Genomic DNA, 18,113 nt, shown 5'->3' on the forward strand with positions numbered 1-18,113 from the left:
CCGGGTGCGGGTGGCTTTTTTGTTATTAGCTGATTTGAAATATTAAATCAGACCTTTCTCATGTTTTTCTTTTATCACTTTGAGCATGTCCTGCGTCATGCGGTCGAGATCCCATTTCGGGTTCCAGCCCCACTCTTCGCGGGCAGCGGTGTCGTCCATTTTGTTGGGCCACGAGTCGGCGATGCCTTGTTTTACTTGTTCGACGTCGTAATCCATTTTAAAGTCGGGATAGTAATGCGCAAAAGCCCTACAAATTGCCCAATACAATTGGTCATTTAATGAATTCTGAATTTCTTTTAGGCAGCGTTTTGATATTGTCGTAGAAGGTTTGGATTAGCTTCGCAGCAAATTCGCCCAGGTTGATATTTTCTGTTCCGATCCATTCGCGGATTTCTGCATCCAGGGGGATTTCCGTTTTGACGAACCATTTAACTTTTCCGTCTACAAAGTCCTGATCCGTAATTTCGGGATTATCAGAAAAGTCTATTTTATGATCGTTATAAACCAATAATAACTACATTTGTGGTACAATAAAGCAAACGATACTTTTAAAAAGATAAAAACCAAAACATTGTGTTATGAAAAAATTTAGATTCATTTCAATCCTCCTTGTTATCATTGCCTTTCTTCTGAATTCTACAGCTTTATCTTCACAAACGATTACTGTTGATGGGAATGCTTACCTGGAAAACCAAACAAATCATGAAGGCATAAAAATAGTTTTTGAGCGAATCGCTCCTGCCAGTTTAATCGATTCAACATATTCCTATGTTGATGGATATTTTAGTATTGAAGTCGGGGAAGGTATTTACAGTATTAAATATGAGAAAACAGGATATTTTAAAAGCCTCAAAAATGACCAGCCCTTATTTACGAATACTACGCTGGAAGATGTAACTCTTTTACAATACACTACCTTGATTATTGTACCAACAATGATTTCTACAATTCAGGGGGCAATCGATATTGCCTACCCAGGTGACACAGTTCTCATTCAACCAGGTACATATTTTGAAAATATCAATCTGATAGGCAAAAGTATTACCGTTGCTTCTCAATACTTATTAGATTTAAACCCTGATCATATCGCACAAACTGTAATTGATGGCGGTCAAAATGGACATGTTGTTGAAGTAAGTAATGGAGAAGATACCACTACCCGGATAATAGGATTGACAATTACCAATGGTTATGTATCGCAAGATTTACATTTCGGCCGTGGTGGTGGGATTTATTGCAACCTTTCATCACCAACATTATCCAACTTAAATGTAATAGGCAACACTGCTGAAGTTCATGGTGGAGGCATCTATATTTACACAATCGGTGGAGTAGAAATAACTATAAAAAGTTGCTTGATACAAGGAAATTCATGCACAAATAGTCCGAATACCTATGGGGGTGGTTTATATTTATGGGGCAATAGTGTTCACCTTATTAATACAATTGTTATGGATAATGATGCGACAGCATATTACAATGCATACGGTGGCGGTATTTATTCAACCGGAGATGGTTTAATCCTAACAAATACTATAATTACCAACAATATTGTTTCGGGCCAAACTACAATGGGAGGAGCCATTTTTTCGGGTACCAGCAATAGTGAAATTAACAATTCAGTTATTGCCGGTAACACGGCCAATTCAGGTGGAGGAGTATACCTTAATTCGAACCAACCGTTTTTTGTCTGGAATTCAATATTTTATAATAATAGCGATTATGCGCTTTATTCAGCTGCATCCGGGGAATTTGATGTTAATTATTGCGATTTTTATGATAATGAAGCAGGAGTCAATAATCTGAATCAATGGATGGGATTAAATGTTACAACCAATGACAACGAAGATTCATGTGATGTTTATAATAACATTATCCTGTCCCCTCAATTTACTGATGCGATGAATAATAATTTTCAATTGCAATCTTCCAGTCCATGCATTGATGCCGGAGATAACGAATCTGTATCATTAGGACATGATATGGATTATAATTTTCGGGTGTGGGATGGGAATAATGATGGCAGTGAAATAGTTGACATGGGATGCTATGAATTTGGATCCTTGCCTTTTTTTCAGATAACCTCATCATTTATCAGCCCTGACAGCATTTGTGTTAGCGACACTGTTTTTATTGAATATACCGGAACCGCTTCAGAAATGGCTGATTATTTCTGGGATTTTGATAATGCAGAAATATTATCTGGGATGGGGCAGGGGCCTTATGAAGTTTTATGGGAGGAAAGCGGAACTAAAATAATTTCGTTATATGTTAGCGAACACGGTATTTTATCAACCACCACAACTAATCCTGTCATGGTTTCAGCGATACCTTCAGTTTATGCAGGACAAGATACAACCATACGGGCAGGAGAATCCTATACAATACCTGATGCTGAAGCAGAAAGCTACGAATCATTATTGTGGTCAACGTCAGGGGATGGTTTTTTTGATGATACCACAATACTACATGCTTTTTACACACCTGGGCCAGATGATATTATTAACCAAAATGTTACACTAAGTCTCAAGGCCACTTCAATGTGCGGAAATGATGTTGATGAAATGATCTTGAATATTAATAGTCATATTTCATTATCGGGTTCGATTTATCATGGAAACGAGAATCTTGAAGGTGGTGTGGCTGTAATATTTGAGATTGGCGATGACTATTATCTACCGATACAATATGCCTTTGTTGATAATGGATATTATAGTTTCGACTCTTTATTCACTGGCAATTACGTGGTTTACGCAATCCCTGATCCTTACGGGGTACCAGGTTATTTTCCATCATATCTTGTTGACCAGTTGTATTGGCAGAATGCTAACATTATTAATCTGGAAGCGGACACTTGCAATGTTGACATACACTTATTGGAAATGTCAGAAAGAGAATTGGAAAATGGGAGTATTAGTGGAGTTGTTAACTATGAAAGTTTGGAAGTCTACGAAGAAGGAATTTACCAGAACGATTGGTTTGGTAATACAACTGGAATACCTTTTGGTGCATGGAATATGTGTGTGTTTCTTTGGAACGATCAGGGGGATGTTATAGACTGGACTTTGTCTGACGAGTCTGGTATTTTTCAATTTGTAGATTTACCTTATGGGCAATTTTCCCTTACCCTGGAAAAAGCAGGTTTTCAGCTATCAGATAATCCTATGATCGTTTTGGACAGTATTAACCCATCTGTTGAGGGTATTGAGATAGAAATTAAAGCTCAGGATATTACGGTAAATCTTCCTGAAAATATTTCATATCTTAATAAATTTAATGTTTACCCCAATCCCGTTTCTAACTGGCTAAATATTGAATTTAAACAGATTTACGGAGATATAAAAGTTGAATTGTTTACTTTAACTGGTAACAGGGTGTTTTCGAAGCATACCGACAAAACATCTGTTCATGAAAAAATTGATGTTTCCTTTTTGGAAAGTGGAATTTACATTGGAGAAATACAATCTGATGGCCATAGATATTTCTTTAAAATTATAAAATAAAGAATCAATAACTTATTAGTCAAGTTTTCTTTGGATAAATTTTGATTGGTACTAAGGTATTTTCATCCCAACTCTTTTTCCAAAGTAATACAAAAAAGCCACCCCGCAAAGTGTGGCTTTTTTGATAAGTTACGGGGTGAATCCTGCGTAATCGAAGGATTCACCGCGTGTCTGGTAATCTGAAAAAGGAAAAACTAAATCAGACCTTTCTCATGTTTTTCTTTTATCACATTGAGCATGTCCTGTGTCATGCGGTCGAGGTTCCATTTTGGGTTCAAATTTTGAAATTACAGGACGTCAACTTTTAAATTACACGCCTTCAACTTTCAAATTGCAAGACATCAACTTTGAAATTGCATGCCTCCAACTTTGAAATCGGTTGGAAATAAAAAAAACCACCCCGCAAAGAGTGGCTTTTTTGAATAGGTCGCGGAGTGAAGTTTAAAGATAACTAAATTCGCCGTGTAAATGAAACCGAAAAGGAATTAGATCAAACCCTTCTCATGTTTTTCTTTTATCACTTTGAGCATGTCCTGCGTCATGCGGTCGAGATCCCATTTCGGGTTCCAGCCCCACTCTTCGCGGGCAGCGCTGTCGTCCATTTTGTTGGGCCACGAGTCGGCGATACCTTGTTTTACTTGTTCGACGTCGTAATCCATTTTAAAGTCGGGTATATATTTTTTGATGGCGTTGTAGATGATCTCCGGGTCGAAGCTCATGGCTGTAACGTTGAAACAGTTGCGGTGCTTGAGTTTGGAGGGATCGGCTTCCATCAGGTCGATGGCAGCGTCGATGGCGTCGGGCATGTACATCATATCCAGGAAAGTGCCTTTGCCCAGCGGACAGGTAAATTTTTTGGTTTTGATGGCTTCGTAGTAAATTTCCACGGCATAGTCGGTGGTGCCGCCGCCGGGAAGGGTTACGTTGGAGATGATGCCGGGAAAGCGCACGCCACGGGTATCCACACCAAAACGTTTGTGATAATAATCACTCAGCAGCTCGCCCGTTACTTTAGTAACGCCGTACATGGTGCCGGGACGCTGGATGGTATCCTGCGGAGTATTGTCGAGCGGGGTGCTTGAACCAAACGCGCCGATAGAGCTTGGGAAGAATACAGCGCAGTTGTGTTCGCGCGCTACTTCCAACACATTGTAAACCCCATTAACACCTACATTCCAGGCGGCTTGCGGTCTCTTTTCGGCAACGCCCGAAAGCAATGCTGCCAGATTGTAAATGGTGTCGATTTTATATTTCTTCACAATCTCTACCATACGTTCCACATCGGTAGCATCCACTACCTCCAGCGGGCCGCTTTCGGCCAGCTCCTGCGAAGGCTGTGTTTTGCGATAACCAGCTACCACATGATCATTACCATACCTTTGGCGCAGTGCCATAGTGAGTTCCGAACCAATTTGTCCGACAGAGCCAATAACCAGAATATTCTTCATACAAATTTTAGTTTTATCAGTTTGTTAATTTGTTAACATCAAAGCGGGCAAAAATAGTTTTTTTTATTAACGGTTCTTTCGGGCTGTAAAAATTTGACAGCACCAAATCGCTCATTAAAAAACAAATACACTAACTTTGCGGCCTTGTTGATGAGTAAACAATTGTTTCTTTTTACTATTAAAAATAAAATTAAAAATGTACGGAAAAATCAAAGATCATTTGAAAAAAGAGCTTGCCGACATCAGGGAAGCCGGGCTTTATAAAGAAGAGCGTATCATAAATTCGCCGCAGGAAGCTGAGATCAAGCTCAATACGGGCGCTGAGGTTCTCAATTTCTGCGCCAACAACTATTTGGGCCTGAGCAATCATCCACGTCTGGTTAAAGCAGCCAAAGATGCGCTCGACGATCGTGGATTTGGAATGTCGTCGGTACGTTTTATTTGTGGAACGCAGGATATCCATAAAACCCTCGAAGCTAAGATTGCCAAGTTTTTCGGTACTGAAGACACCATTTTGTATGCAGCTTGTTTCGATGCTAACGGTGGTGTGTTTGAACCGTTGTTTGGCGCCGAAGATGCCATCATCTCCGATTCACTCAACCATGCTTCTATCATCGACGGCGTGCGTCTTTCTAAAGCACAGCGTTTTCGCTACCAAAATGCCGACATGGTCGACCTGGAAGAGAAACTCAAAGAAGCTTCGAAGACAGCACGTTTTAAGATTATCGTTACCGACGGCGTATTCTCGATGGATGGCAACGTAGCTCCGATGGACAAAATCATAGCCCTGGCCGAAAAATATGATGCAATGGTAATGGTTGACGAATGTCACAGCGCTGGTGTGGTTGGCAACACCGGCCGCGGTGTTACCGAGCTTTTCGACATACGTGGCAAAGTGGACATCATCACCGGCACGCTGGGCAAAGCCTTTGGCGGTGGCATTGGTGGTTTTACTACCGGTCGCAAAGAGGTGATTGAGATGCTGCGTCAGCGCTCACGTCCGTATTTGTTCTCCAATTCGCTGATTCCTGCCGCTGTAGGCGCCGGCATCGAAATGTTCGACATGATGACCGAAACCAACGAGCTGCAGGACAAACTGCACGAGAACAGCGAGTATTTTACGAAAAAAATGACCGCTGCCGGTTTCGATATTAAACCTACCAAATCGGCTATCAGCGCAGTGATGCTTTACGACGCCAAGCTTTCGCAGGATATGGCTGCCAAGCTGCTCGAAGAAGGTATCTACGTTATCGGATTCTATTATCCTGTGGTGCCCAAAGATCAGGCACGTATCCGTGTGCAGCTCTCCGCAGCGCACGAACGCGCGCACCTCGACAAAGCCATCAACGCTTTTATAAAAGTTGGCAAAGAGCTCAAAGTGATTAAATAATTATTACCGATTCTTAATCGCTAAAGGCGAAAGAGATATTAATAAAAAAGGGCAGGTCTTTACGGCTTGCCCTTTTTGTTTTTTATTGAAAATCGTAACCATCTCTTTCTTTTTCAAAACGGTTTAGGCAATGCGTTTTCGGCGCTGAGATTTGGGATGAAAGAAACTATTTGAAAATAAATTTCTCAAAAAACAAAAAAGTACTATTTTTGCACTTCCTTTTTAGGGAAAATATTGCCCGATGGTGTAATTGGCAACACGTCTGATTTTGGTTCAGAAGAGTCTAGGTTCGAGCCCTGGTCGGGCAACCAAAAAAGTGAAATTAAAAGCCTTGCCTTGCGCAGGGCTTTTTCATTTGGAACAATCCGAGAATTGAAGCAAGAGGAGAATCCGCGAATTCACGCGAATAATACGAATTATCACAAAAACGCTATTTAACCTCAAAACTATTGTATTCACTAACTGGAATTTCCTGCATCTGCACATTATCAACCCGCGCCCAGCTTGGTCCCTGGTGACACCACAAGATGAAACTTTCGAGCGCGTCAGCCGGCCCTTGTGCTTCCACATACACCGATCCGTCGAGGCAATTGCGAACGAAGCCGGCAAGTGCCAGCTCTTGCGCCTGCTTTCGCGCATGGTAGCGGAAACCTATATTTTGTACCCTTCCTGTGATGGTGATGGCGACAGCTTTTTCGTTCATAATTTTTATATCGAAAGTCGTTTCATCACCAGCGAATCGATGTGGGCAAAGAGCTTTTGTGGCGTAAAGCTACGCCATTCCAGCGTGTTGAACTGGCCGCCCAGCGCCAGGTAATAATCGATATATGCCGCAGCGAACTCGTCCACTACATGATTGCGAAAGTTGAGCGCTACAATCCATCCATCTTCTACTTCGTCAAACCATTCCTGATAATAGTCATCTTCCGACGAATGAAAATTCATCACATTTTCACCTATTAAAATGAATTTGTTGATCCCTGCTTCGATGAGTGGTTCCACGATGTTGCGTTTCAAAAACATGACGTCGTTGTGCAGGCAGTCGTTCCACTCGCCCATCATTTCGATGATGACGTAGCCATCACGGTAATTGGCATACAATATTTTGATGTAAAGTGTCGGTGAGCCAATCTCGTCCCATTGCGGATGGATATAATAATTGTAAACAGCATGCGAAAATTCTGTCTCGCTGTATTGCCGGTTGTAAAATGGCGACCGCTCGTCCTCTTCGGCAGCGTAAAAATGGCGCCATGAATAATAAGGTTCGATCTCGTGCATAATTTCAAAAAGTGCTTTTGTTTTAAGGTAAGGCCGAGATGAGAAACTCAACGTGATGCTGGCAAAAGGGCTAAAAAAGGTTCTGTTTTTTAAAAAGAAAACCAGCCTACTCGTTGCTTTTGTAAAATTTCACGTTGATTTTTTCGTGCGTTACCAGTCCTTGTTTAACGGTTTGTTGAATAAACGGCATGAGCTTGTCGATATTCTCCACGGTGTCGATAACTTCTATTACCACGGGCAGATCTTCGCTAAGGCGCAATACATGCGTGGTATGTATGTGGCTGTTGGCGCCAAAACCCATTACGCCGTGGAAAACTGTTGCTCCTGCGAGTTTTAGTTCACGCGCTTTGAGCACGATTGCTTCGTAGAGGTTTTTACCTTCCCACACATCGGATTCGCCGATGTAAATGCGGAGCTTGATTCCGTTGGTGTTTTCATCCATCATCTTATCCTATTTTATAATTAACAATAAGGCGCGACAAAACATAGCCAGCAAACACCAGCAAAATGCCAAAGAAGTTGCTGATGAAAACGTTGGCCAGCGCATATTTTACGTTGCCGTCGCGAAACATTTGCATGCTCTCGAATGCGAAAGTAGAAAAAGTGGTGAAGCTGCCAAAGATGCCAATGAACAGGAAGTAGCGGACGCCTTGTGTGATATTTTCGCGACCGAGCAGTCCCCAGAAAAATCCGATGAGCAGCGAACCTGCCAGATTTACCACCAGCGTACCCCACGGAAAAATACCCCCATAGATTTTGTGTGGCAATCCCGAAACCCAGTAGCGCAGCAGTGTTCCGCTGGCGCCTCCTATTATCAGATAAAGTATTTTGAGCATAAGTAAGTTTTATCTTTTCCCGGTGATTTATTCTATTTTATTAAACAGCAAATTTTATCCCCGGCAGCAGTTTTAGTCGCTGGTAGAGATATTGCAATTGTTCGTTGCTTTGAAGGGTAACATTTACCGTAAGGCTCACGTAATTGCCTTTGCTGCTTTGCCGCGAGCTAACGAATTTGTGCGGTACGCCGGCATCTTCTATCACCAGCTCCAGATTGCGCTGCTGGATGTCGAGCGCCTCGGCGGTTTCAAAGATTACTTTCAGATCATAGTTTACCGGATATTCAACTTCTGTTTTTCCGGAGGAATCTGCTGAAAGATCAGAATTGAGAATGTTGTTTTTCATCAGAACGATTTTATGCTGTTATTTGCGTAAGGCTAACGGTGACGACCGGAATTTGTTTTTTATCAGATCGACAACAGCCCAACCGATATTGTGCTGAAGACTGGAGCCTGCCGACTGCCGACCTCCTCCTGCATAAGCTAATCATCAATAGCTTTAGTTGCCATGCCGGCCAATACAAGCCTGATCTCACCAAAGTTATACGCACCTTTAAGCCCTGCATGTAGCTCAGCCAGCGTAGCCTTCTCATGTTTGCCGGCATAATCACGGATGGCTTCCACTTTTGATTTGTCGAGAATATCCTCCACGCTGATTGTGCCCGATTCGATAAATCTGGAGAAATGTCCCTGGATGGTTCCCAGGGTAAGCTTGCGCTCAGCGGCAATTTCTTTAAGCGATTTGCCTTCTTTATAAAGTTCAAAACTAACTTGCCGTGTGTTGATTTTGGAACCTTTTTTAGTTTTCTTTTCCTTTGAATACTTTTTCTCCTTTTTTTCACTCACACCCTCTGCCGGTTTGACTCTATCACGGTCGCTGTAAAGCCCGCTTTTTTTGAGCGCTTCCGGTGTGAGTTCTTTGTTTTCGAGCGCACTTTGCACGACGGCTGCAGCTTTATGGATATAATACCGTTGCCTGAAGAACATCATCTCCAGATCATTCAGCTCGCTCAGATACGCCTTTATCTTTTTGCGCGCTCCCAGTTTGGCGGTATGTTCGGTTATCTGTGTAGAAAAGTCTTTGAGGATAGGCTCAAAATATTCTTTGGCGGCTTCTATTCTTTTGAGCAGGTGCTGCAGGTCAGCCTGGTTGCTGTTGGTAATGTGCTGGATTTGCAGGATGAATTTATCAGCTACCTCCAGCGGTTCGTCAATCTTGTTCAACAGCTCTTGCGCCCAGGTTTTGTGATTTTGTTTTTCTGATTTTGCAGCATCTTTCGTGTAGCTGTTGTAATGTTGCCACAGCTCCTGTTTGATCCATTGCATATCAAAAGCCCTGATAGCCTGTGCGGCGATAAAACGCTGTCGTTCCTCCTGCAGGCGTTCTGCAAGCTTTTCGCCCGGAGATTTGTTTTGGGAATATTGGGCAACAGCCTGCTCCATCTCGAGGCTGCGTGTGCTGATAGGCGAGCTTAGCGCCAGGCCTTCCAGGCTGGTAAGGCGCGACAAAGCCACATAAACCTGTCCCGGTGCAAAGGCATCCGAGAGATCAAGCACCGCTTTTTCAAAAGTTAAGCCCTGGCTTTTGTGCACCGTCACCGCCCAGGCCAGCTTCAGCGGAAAATGGCTGAAACTTCCCAGGCTAGATTCTTCTATCTCGCCATTTTCTTCATTGAGCGTAAATCTTTTATTATCCCAGCAATACCGCTCCACATTTACTGTGTCGCTATCGTCATCAAAACCAACTTCTATTTCATCATCATCCAGACTTTTTATTTTCCCGATGCGACCATTGTAGTAGCGACCTTCGCCCGAAGGATCGTTTTTGATAAACATCACCCGCGCATCCTTTTTCAACGACAGCACCTGATCTACCGGGTAGCTGTGCGCCGAAAATTCGCCCGTAACTTCTGCCGAATAGTTATAGGTTTTGCCGGGCAGTTGCTGCAAAGCATTTTTGTTGATCTGATCCGCTTTGTAGTTATGCGTGGTAATCAAAATGTAACCTTCATCGATTTTCGTTTGATAATCGCGGCAGTATCTTTTGTTGAGCAACTCTATGTCGGGAGCTGCCTGCTGGTTGTTGCGAAAACGGTTGAGGAGCTCTATAAACTGCTGGTCGCTTTGGCGATAAATCTTGTCGAGTTCGATATAAACGGGTGGATTTTCGCGCAAAGCGTGTGCTTCAAAAAAATAAGCGGATTTATAATAGGGCGCCAAGTATTGCCATTCGGCGTCTTTGATTACCGGTGGCAGTTGCAGCAGGTCGCCGATAAAAAGCATCTGCACGCCACCAAACGGAATGTGGCGTTTGCGTCGCAGCGATCGCAGCATATGGTCGATGGCGTCGAGCAGGTCGGCGCGCAACATACTTACCTCGTCGATAATTAATAGCTCCATCTCGCGCAGCATATTGATCTTGTTGCGGCTGAAACGTCGCTGGCGCAGCAGGCTCTGCGGCGTGTTTATTTCGACAGTGAAGGAGGTTTGTCCTGCCGGTATTTCGGCTGGGATGAAGCATCCGAAAGGAAGTTGCAAAAGTGAGTGCAGCGTTACGCCGCCGGCATTGATGGCCGCGATGCCTGTGGGCGCTGCTATCAGACATTTCTTATGTGTAGATTGGCTGATGCTGTGCAAAAATGTTGTCTTGCCGGTTCCTGCTTTGCCTGTAAGAAAAATATGCCGCTCGGTGCTGTTGACGAAAGCAGCGGCCAATTGCGCTAAATTTCCGGTAGTAGAACTCATGCCATGACTGGTTTTGGATTTTTACGATCGGATAAAAGTAGCCAATTTTGTTTTAAAACAAAGTGCAAGCTAGGATGTTTCTTTTCTACTATCGTCAGATTAACAATATCAGATTCTTCATTAAAATATCTTCGGATACTTCAAAGGATTCACGTCGTGCATCAGGTTGTAAACGGCATCAAATACATCTTCGGCGTTGGGGTTGGAAAAATAATCGCCGTCGGTGCTGTAGGCCGGGCGATGCGATTTGGCGGTGACAGTGCGTGGCTCGGTGTCGAGATGGTAATATCCTTTTTGCTCCTCCAGCACTTTTTGCATCATAAAAGCGGTGGCGCCACCGGGGACGTCTTCATCAAAAAACAAAACTTTATTGGTCTTTTTGAGCGATTCCACGATGGTGTGATTGATGTCGAAAGGCAGCAACGACTGCACGTCGATCAGCTCCACGTCGATGCCAAAATCCTGTAATTGTTCGGCGGCATCCTCTGCGATGCGCACGCATGAGCCGTAAGTCACCACAGTGATGTCGGTGCCTTGTTTGAGTATTTCAGGCACGCCAATGGGCACGCGAAATTCGCCAAGGTTTTCGGGTACGCGTTCGCGCAAGCGGTATCCGTTGAGTGGTTCGATAAGGAGCGCCGGGTCGTCGCCGGCCATCAGCGTGTTGTAAAATCCTGCCGCCTGCGTCAGGTTGCGAGGCACCAGCACATGCATGCCTCGGATGGAGTTGATGACCATGCTGAGTGGTGAACCAGAGTGCCAGATGCCCTCGAGCCGATGGCCGCGGGTGCTCACAATTAGCGGAGCCTTTTGGGCGCCTTTGGTGCGGTAGGTGAGTGTGGCCAGGTCGTCGCTAAGGATTTGAAGCGCATAAAGCAGATAGTCGAAATACTGAATTTCGGCAATAGGCCGCAGGCCACGCATGGCCAGCCCGATGCCCTGTCCGATGATGGTGGCCTCGCGGATGCCTGTGTCAAAAATACGCTGCTCGCCATATTTTTCCTGCAAGCCTTCATAGGTCTGATTCACGCCGCCGATATGGCCTACATCTTCGCCAAAAGCGATCAACAGTGGGTATTTTTCAAAAAGCTTATCGAAGTTATCGCGAAGGATTTCACGTCCGGGAGCCGTTTTGTTGTCATCAGAATAGCGGGCAGCTACAGGAGTTACTTTGAGTGCCGAAAACTGGTCTTCGCTATAGAGGTGCGAGTTGAAGCGCTCGTGGTTTTTTTCCATTGCCTTGTCGAACCATTCGGTGATGTTGGCTTTGAGTGAGTTGGTGGGGTCGCTACACGAATCACAGATAAGTCGGAGGGCGCGTTTGGCATGCGACATCGTGTCCTTGCGAATGGGCTCGGCGATGCGTGCAAGGTCTTCCTTTAAAGCAGCAATTTTTTTGGTCTTGGCGCAGTTGCACGTGCTGATGTCGGTGATACGCAAAAACTCGTCACGCTTTTGCTGCAAAGGCTCCATAAAGTTCTTCCAGGCTTTGCGGCGGGCTTCTTTCACCCGCTGTATTGCTTGTTTTTCAATTTCATCCAACTCTTTGGCAGTAGCGATTTTTTCGGCTACGATCCATTCGCGCATCTTTTTTAGCCCATCAAAATCTTCTTCCCACTTTAGCCTTTCGGTAGATTTGTAGCGTTCATGCGATCCGGAGGTGGAGTGTCCCTGCGGTTGAGTGATTTCTACCACATGAAACAGTACCGGAATATGTTCTTTGCGGCACAGCTCGATGCCTTCCGCGTATGCGCGACAGAGCTCAGCATAATCCCAGCCTTTTATTTTATAAATTTTAAAACCTTTACTCTTTTCAGTGGCAGCAAATCCTGCCAAAGCCTCAGAGATGCTGCTTTTGATGGTTTGCAGATCACGCGGCACGGAGATGCCATATCCATCGTCCCACACCGACATGGCCATTGGCACTTGCAGCACACCAGCGGCATTCATTGCTTCCCAAAAAATACCCTCTGAGGTGCTCGAATCGCCAATAGTGCCAAAAGCTACTTCGTTGCCACCAGAGGTGAAATTTTTAAAATTGGCAAGGTCAGGATTGTGCCGGTAAAACTTAGAAGCGTAGGCCAGCCCCAGCAGCCGCGGCATCTGTCCGGCTGTAGGCGAAACATCGGCAGAGGAGTTTTTCAATTTCATTTGATCCATCCAGGTGCCATCCTCATTGATGTAACGTGTAGCAAAGTGGTTGTTCATAAGCCTGCCTGCCGTTCCGGGATTGAAATCCTGGTCGGTGTCGCCGTAGAGCTGAGCAAAAAACTCTTCGAGAGTAAACATTCCGGCGGCCATCATAAAGGTTTGGTCGCGGTAGTATCCCGAGCGCCAGTCGCCTTTTTTGAATTGTTTCGCCATAGCCAGTTGTGCTATCTCTTTGCCGTCGCCAAAGATGCCAAATTTGGCCTTGCCGGTAAGAACTTCACGACGTCCTAAAAGACTTGCCTGGCGGCTTTCGTGAGCCAGCCGGTAGTCGGCGAGAACTTCTGTTTTGTTGAAACTCAATGCGATAGTCTCTTTATGTTTGGTAGATTTTGACATAAGTGCTTATGATTGTGTGAATTAACGTACAAAAATAGACATTTTCTGTTATCAAATAGATTGCAGCAAGCTTAAAAATTCATAACTCTGACCCTTTGCAATCTTTTGTATCAAGAACATTACTTTTGCTGCAAAATTAAACGAATGATCCCTTACGAGAAATTTACTTTGGAAAATGGGTTGCGTGTCATCGTGCACCGCGATACCAGCACGCCTATCGTGGCAATGAATATCCTGTACGATGTAGGTGCCCGCGACGAAGACCCAAAACTTACCGGTTTTGCGCATCTGTTCGAGCATCTCATGTTTGGTGGTTCCATTAACATCCCTAAATACGACGAACCTCTTGAGGCGGTGGGTGGTCAGAACAACGCCTTCACCTCCAACGATGTCACCAACTATTATCTCACCCTTCCGCGGCAAAACCTCGAAATAGCTTTCTGGCTCGAGAGCGACCGGATGTTTGGGCTGGCATTTTCAGAAAAAAGCCTTGAGGTGCAGCGCAACGTGGTGAGCGAGGAGTTCAGGCAGACGCATCTCAATCAGCCTTATGGCGATGTGTGGTTGCTTTTGCGGCCGGTGGTGTATCAGGTGCACCCGTATCGCTGGCCTACCATTGGTAAAGAAATCAGCCATATTACCAATGCAAAGATGGAAGATGTGCGCGCTTTTTATGACAAATTTTATAATCCGGATAATGCTGTGGTGGTGGTGGCAGGCAATGTTACTACCGACGAAGTACGGCAGCTTTCCGAGAAATGGTTTGCACCTATTCAAAATAAAGGAAAGCATGTGCGCAACCTGCCGCAGGAGCCGCCGCAGCTCGAGGCGCGCCGCATCGAAGTGGAGCGGCAGGTGCCGTCCGATGCCATCTACAAGGTTTGGCACATGGGTAGTCGCCTCGACCCGTCTTATCATACCACCGATCTTATTTCCGACGTGCTGAGCAAAGGCGACTCTTCACGCTTTTACCAGCATCTTATCAAAGATAAAAAGCTCTTTTCCGAGCTCAATGCCTTTATCATGGGCAGCTTCGACAAAGGTCTGTTTGTGGTGGCCGGTTATCCCGCAAAGGGCGTAAGTCTGCAAACGGCCGAAGCAGCTATCGACGAAGAGATGTATGCGCTTACGCAGCAGCCTCCGCCGGAAGCAGAACTTCAGAAAGTGAAGAATAGAATAGAGGCTACGCTGGTATTTTCCAGGATGAATGTTTTGGACAAAGCCATGAATCTGGCTTTCGCCGAAGTGCTGGGCGATGCGAATCTGATAAATCTGGAAGCCGGAAAGTATCAGGCAGTTACTACTGGGATGTTCCGTGAAACGGCAAGCACTATTTTCCGCGACGAAAACTCCACCACTTTATTTTATAAATCAATAGATCCCGAAAACCATGACACAGAAATTTAGAGCTACAAGTCCGCCACGCTTTGAAGTGAGCGCTGTGCCGATGCCGCACCCCGAATATTTCCAGCTCGACAACGGAGTGCCTGTTTATGCCATCAATGCCGGTAGCCAGAAAGTGGTGAAGATCGATTTGATATTTTCTGCCGGCCATGTGCAGCAACAACAGCCGCTGCAGGCATCACTTACCAGCAAATGTCTGGTGGAAGGGACGGCGCGTTATTCTGCCAACGAAATTGCCAATTTACTTGATGGACGGGGCGCTTACCTGCGCAACTTTTCTGACCTGGATGATGGCCGGCTTTCACTTTATTCGCTTAATAAACACCTGGAATACCTGATGCCCGTTTTTTCTGAAGTTGCGCTGCAAGCAGTTTTTCCTGAGTCGGAGGTGGCCACTATTGTTAAGACATCCAAACAGCAGTTTTTGGTAAATATGCAGAAAATGCGCTACGTGTCGCGACTTCATTTCAATAGGTTGCTATTTGGAGAAAACCATCCTTACGATACTTTTCGCACAGCTGATGATTATGAGCGCGCTAATGCGGATGTTTTGCGCTCGTTTTACGCAGCCAATTATGCCACAAGTCCTTTCCGAATCATTGTTTCGGGTAGGCTGCCGAATAATCTGCAGGCATTGCTCAATAAATATTTTGGCCAGCATACGCCGGATGCTGCTTCCACAGTGCGTGATGCTTCTCCACAACCTACAGCAGCCCTGTTGCAGTACATCCATCGCCCGAAAGCTTTGCAGGCCGCCCTGCGGATTGGGAAAGTTATCGTCAATAAACGTCATCCCGATTTTATGGGTCTGATGTTGCTCAATACAATCCTGGGTGGTTATTTCGGCTCACGGCTCATGACCAACATACGCGAAGACAAAGGCTACACATACGGGATTAGTTCCAATCTGATGTCGGTGCAACAGGCCGGCATGCTGGTGATCGCCTCGGAGGTGGGCAACGATGTGCAGCAGAAAGCGATGGATGAGATTTTTATAGAGATCGATAGGCTGCGCCGTGAACCAGTGCCGGCAGGTGAGCTGGAGCTGGTGAAAAACTACTTGCGCGGAACATTGCTTCGCGGAGCCGATGGCCCCTTCCAGCTTTCTGAACTGCTCAAAGCTGCCCTCGATTATGGCTTCGATTTGTCGTGGTACAACAACTACATCGAGACCATTAAAAATATTACGGCAAACGAAATACAGCATTTGGCCGTTAAGTATCTTGAACCTGATAGTTTTACGCGCCTGGTGGTGGGTAACCAACAGGCCGAAATTAACGCAGATGAACATACTCATTAGAAAATCGGTACTCTTTTCTTTCACCATATTTATGTTACTTTTGACAAGCATGGCGGCTCAGGCTCAAAGTCTGCAAACTCCTGCCGTCGACTCCATCAGCATCGATAATACAAACCCTATTATTTCATGGTTTGCTAACAATGATTCTACTGAAGTATATGAAATTCACAAGTGCGTTTACGAGGAAATTAACAATGAAATTCATACTGTTTGTAATTTTATTGATTCAACCTCTGGCACAACATACATTCATGAGGTTAACGCCTGCGATATCCCGCTAAGGTATTGTATAGTTGCACATGCATCTGGTGGGAGATTCTCAGCTTGGTCGGATACCTTGTACACTATTTTTCTGAAGCAACCTTCTTTTGATATTTGTGCCAATGAGGTTCAGCTCCGATGGACACCTTACCGAAATATGGTCAGTAGCTTGGGCGGATATCGGATTCTTGCTTCCAAGAATGACGAAATCTTTATGCCAATTGATTCGACTGCTGCTGATGTTACTCAATTCACGCACTCCAATTTAGATGCCGGCACCCTTTATACCTATAAAATACAAGCTTTCAATCAGGATGGCTCCCGCACCTCTACTTCATGCGAGGATTCTATTCGGAGCCGCACTTACGCAAAACCGGAGTTTGTTTATTTGAAATATGCTACCGTTGAAGATAATGATCATATCAAAATTGAGTGGCTGGCAGATGAAGCCCCCATTAGTAAATACAGCGTGTTGCGCAGTGAGGATGATGGGGTGACTTACGACACCATCAGCCGCATTAGCGACCTGGCCAAATATGACCCTCCTCAGTTTTACATCGATACCACTGCCGATTTCAATAGACAAAGTTATTACTACAAAATAATCGCATTGGACAGTTGTGGCGCCAATCAGATAGCGTCAGTAAATCTTGCACGAACGATATTACTAACCAACGATCCACTGCCGGCCGTGTCAGGACGTGTTAATGAGTTGAAATGGAATGCCTACGAAGACTGGCCATCGGAGGTTGATAGATATGAGATTTACCGCAAGCTTAGCGGAACTTCTGATCTTTTTGCAATTTTGGATGATGTGGATGGCAACACCCTCACCTATTCTGATTCCTTATCCATTTTAAGTGGTTCCGGTGGACAATTCAGCTATTATATAAAGGCTATCGAAATCGGAGGCGACAATGGCTACGAAAGTGAAACAGACAACAGCATCTCCAACGTGATTACCATTTCTCGCGAAAGCCGCATCTTTATGCCTAACGCCATCATCGCTGGTGGCGAGTCTCCGGATGACGAGTTTAAACCTGTGGTGCAATTTTTCGAGCCAGACGGATATCAGTTGATTATTTTCAACAAATGGGGTCAGCAGCTTTTTGAAAGCCGCGAGGTAAGCAAGGGATGGATGGGGAAATACAACGGCGAATACGTGCCGGAGGATGCATATGTGTATGTGATTAGGTACAAAGATAACACTGGATTATTACAGGAAAAGCGCGGCACTGTGACGGTGATATGGAAATAAAATTGAGGAAATACAGGCAGTAAGCTCCAATTCACAAATCCCAAAAGACAAATAAATCCCAAATTCCAAGAGACACAAATCCCAAAAGACAAATAGATCCCAAAACTCTTGGCGATTTAGTCTTTTGAGTTTTTGATATTATG

At 44.8% G+C, this 18,113-nt stretch carries 14 protein-coding genes, 1 tRNA gene and 1 pseudogene; 6 read left to right on the plus strand and 10 right to left on the minus strand.

Translation table 11 applies throughout. From position 1 onward, the window contains the following. Positions 1-42 precede the first annotated feature (42 nt). Both VFC92_10215 and VFC92_10220 read right to left on the minus strand, forming a co-directional pair. Positions 43-234: pseudogene (locus tag VFC92_10215) on the minus strand (L-threonine 3-dehydrogenase). 37 nt (positions 235-271) lie between these two features. Then, positions 272-508 (minus strand): hypothetical protein, encoded by a 237-nt coding sequence (locus VFC92_10220; GenBank protein HZK08562.1) that lies wholly within the window; start codon positions 506-508, stop codon positions 272-274. A 70-nt stretch (positions 509-578) separates the two neighbouring features. Between VFC92_10220 and VFC92_10225 the strand changes: the two genes are divergently transcribed. Beyond that, on the plus strand, positions 579-3,503 hold the full coding sequence (locus tag VFC92_10225; protein HZK08563.1) for a T9SS type A sorting domain-containing protein: 2,925 nt from the start codon (positions 579-581) through the stop codon (positions 3,501-3,503). Positions 3,504-3,988: 485 nt separating this feature from the next. On the opposite strand, the gene VFC92_10230 is transcribed toward VFC92_10225, so the two are convergent. Beyond that, positions 3,989-4,951 carry an NAD-dependent epimerase/dehydratase family protein gene (locus VFC92_10230; protein HZK08564.1) on the minus strand — a complete coding sequence of 321 codons (963 nt, stop codon included), beginning with the start codon at positions 4,949-4,951 and terminating at the stop codon, positions 3,989-3,991. 196 nt (positions 4,952-5,147) lie between these two features. Here VFC92_10230 and kbl point away from each other — a divergent pair, with 196 nt between their 5' ends. Continuing rightward, a complete protein-coding gene (gene kbl, locus VFC92_10235) occupies positions 5,148-6,341 on the plus strand; it encodes a glycine C-acetyltransferase (GenBank protein HZK08565.1) in 1,194 nt (397 codons plus the stop codon). 235 nt (positions 6,342-6,576) lie between these two features. After that, positions 6,577-6,652, plus strand: a tRNA-Gln gene (locus VFC92_10240). 119 nt (positions 6,653-6,771) lie between these two features. Here VFC92_10240 and VFC92_10245 read toward each other — a convergent pair. The 7 genes from VFC92_10245 to VFC92_10275 form a co-directional block, all read right to left on the minus strand. After that, positions 6,772-7,044 (minus strand): acylphosphatase, encoded by a 273-nt coding sequence (locus VFC92_10245; GenBank protein ID HZK08566.1) that lies wholly within the window; start codon positions 7,042-7,044, stop codon positions 6,772-6,774. A gap of 5 nt (positions 7,045-7,049) precedes the next feature. Then, positions 7,050-7,619, minus strand: a complete 570-nt coding sequence (locus tag VFC92_10250) for a hypothetical protein (protein ID HZK08567.1) — start codon at positions 7,617-7,619, stop codon at positions 7,050-7,052. A gap of 106 nt (positions 7,620-7,725) precedes the next feature. Next, positions 7,726-8,064: a DUF190 domain-containing protein gene (locus VFC92_10255; protein HZK08568.1), complete on the minus strand. Its 339-nt coding sequence runs from the start codon at positions 8,062-8,064 to the stop codon at positions 7,726-7,728. Position 8,065: 1 nt separating this feature from the next. Further along, positions 8,066-8,455: a fluoride efflux transporter CrcB gene (crcB, locus tag VFC92_10260; protein ID HZK08569.1), complete on the minus strand. Its 390-nt coding sequence runs from the start codon at positions 8,453-8,455 to the stop codon at positions 8,066-8,068. Positions 8,456-8,495: 40 nt separating this feature from the next. Beyond that, a complete protein-coding gene (locus VFC92_10265; GenBank protein HZK08570.1) occupies positions 8,496-8,801 on the minus strand; it encodes a DUF493 domain-containing protein in 306 nt (101 codons plus the stop codon). A 137-nt stretch (positions 8,802-8,938) separates the two neighbouring features. Then, positions 8,939-11,200: a helix-turn-helix domain-containing protein gene (locus VFC92_10270; GenBank protein HZK08571.1), complete on the minus strand. Its 2,262-nt coding sequence runs from the start codon at positions 11,198-11,200 to the stop codon at positions 8,939-8,941. A 120-nt stretch (positions 11,201-11,320) separates the two neighbouring features. Beyond that, the gene (locus VFC92_10275) at positions 11,321-13,747 is read right to left on the minus strand and encodes a thiamine pyrophosphate-dependent enzyme (protein HZK08572.1); all 2,427 of its coding nucleotides are present in this window, start codon (positions 13,745-13,747) and stop codon (positions 11,321-11,323) included. A 144-nt stretch (positions 13,748-13,891) separates the two neighbouring features. On the opposite strand from VFC92_10275, the gene VFC92_10280 reads away from it, so the two are divergent. Genes VFC92_10280 through VFC92_10290 form a run of 3 tightly spaced genes read left to right on the plus strand, consistent with a single transcriptional unit; the run spans position 13,892 to position 17,970 of the window. After that, positions 13,892-15,154, plus strand: a complete 1,263-nt coding sequence (locus tag VFC92_10280; GenBank protein ID HZK08573.1) for a pitrilysin family protein — start codon at positions 13,892-13,894, stop codon at positions 15,152-15,154. Next, positions 15,138-16,451 carry a pitrilysin family protein gene (locus VFC92_10285; GenBank protein HZK08574.1) on the plus strand — a complete coding sequence of 438 codons (1,314 nt, stop codon included), beginning with the start codon at positions 15,138-15,140 and terminating at the stop codon, positions 16,449-16,451. The genes VFC92_10280 and VFC92_10285 overlap by 17 nt, the downstream gene beginning before the upstream one ends. Next, positions 16,435-17,970, plus strand: a complete 1,536-nt coding sequence (locus VFC92_10290; protein ID HZK08575.1) for a gliding motility-associated C-terminal domain-containing protein — start codon at positions 16,435-16,437, stop codon at positions 17,968-17,970. The genes VFC92_10285 and VFC92_10290 overlap by 17 nt, the downstream gene beginning before the upstream one ends. Positions 17,971-18,113: the final 143 nt, after the last annotated feature.

The organism is Bacteroidales bacterium (assembly GCA_035647615.1).
GTDB lineage: Bacteria > Bacteroidota > Bacteroidia > Bacteroidales > 4484-276 > SABY01.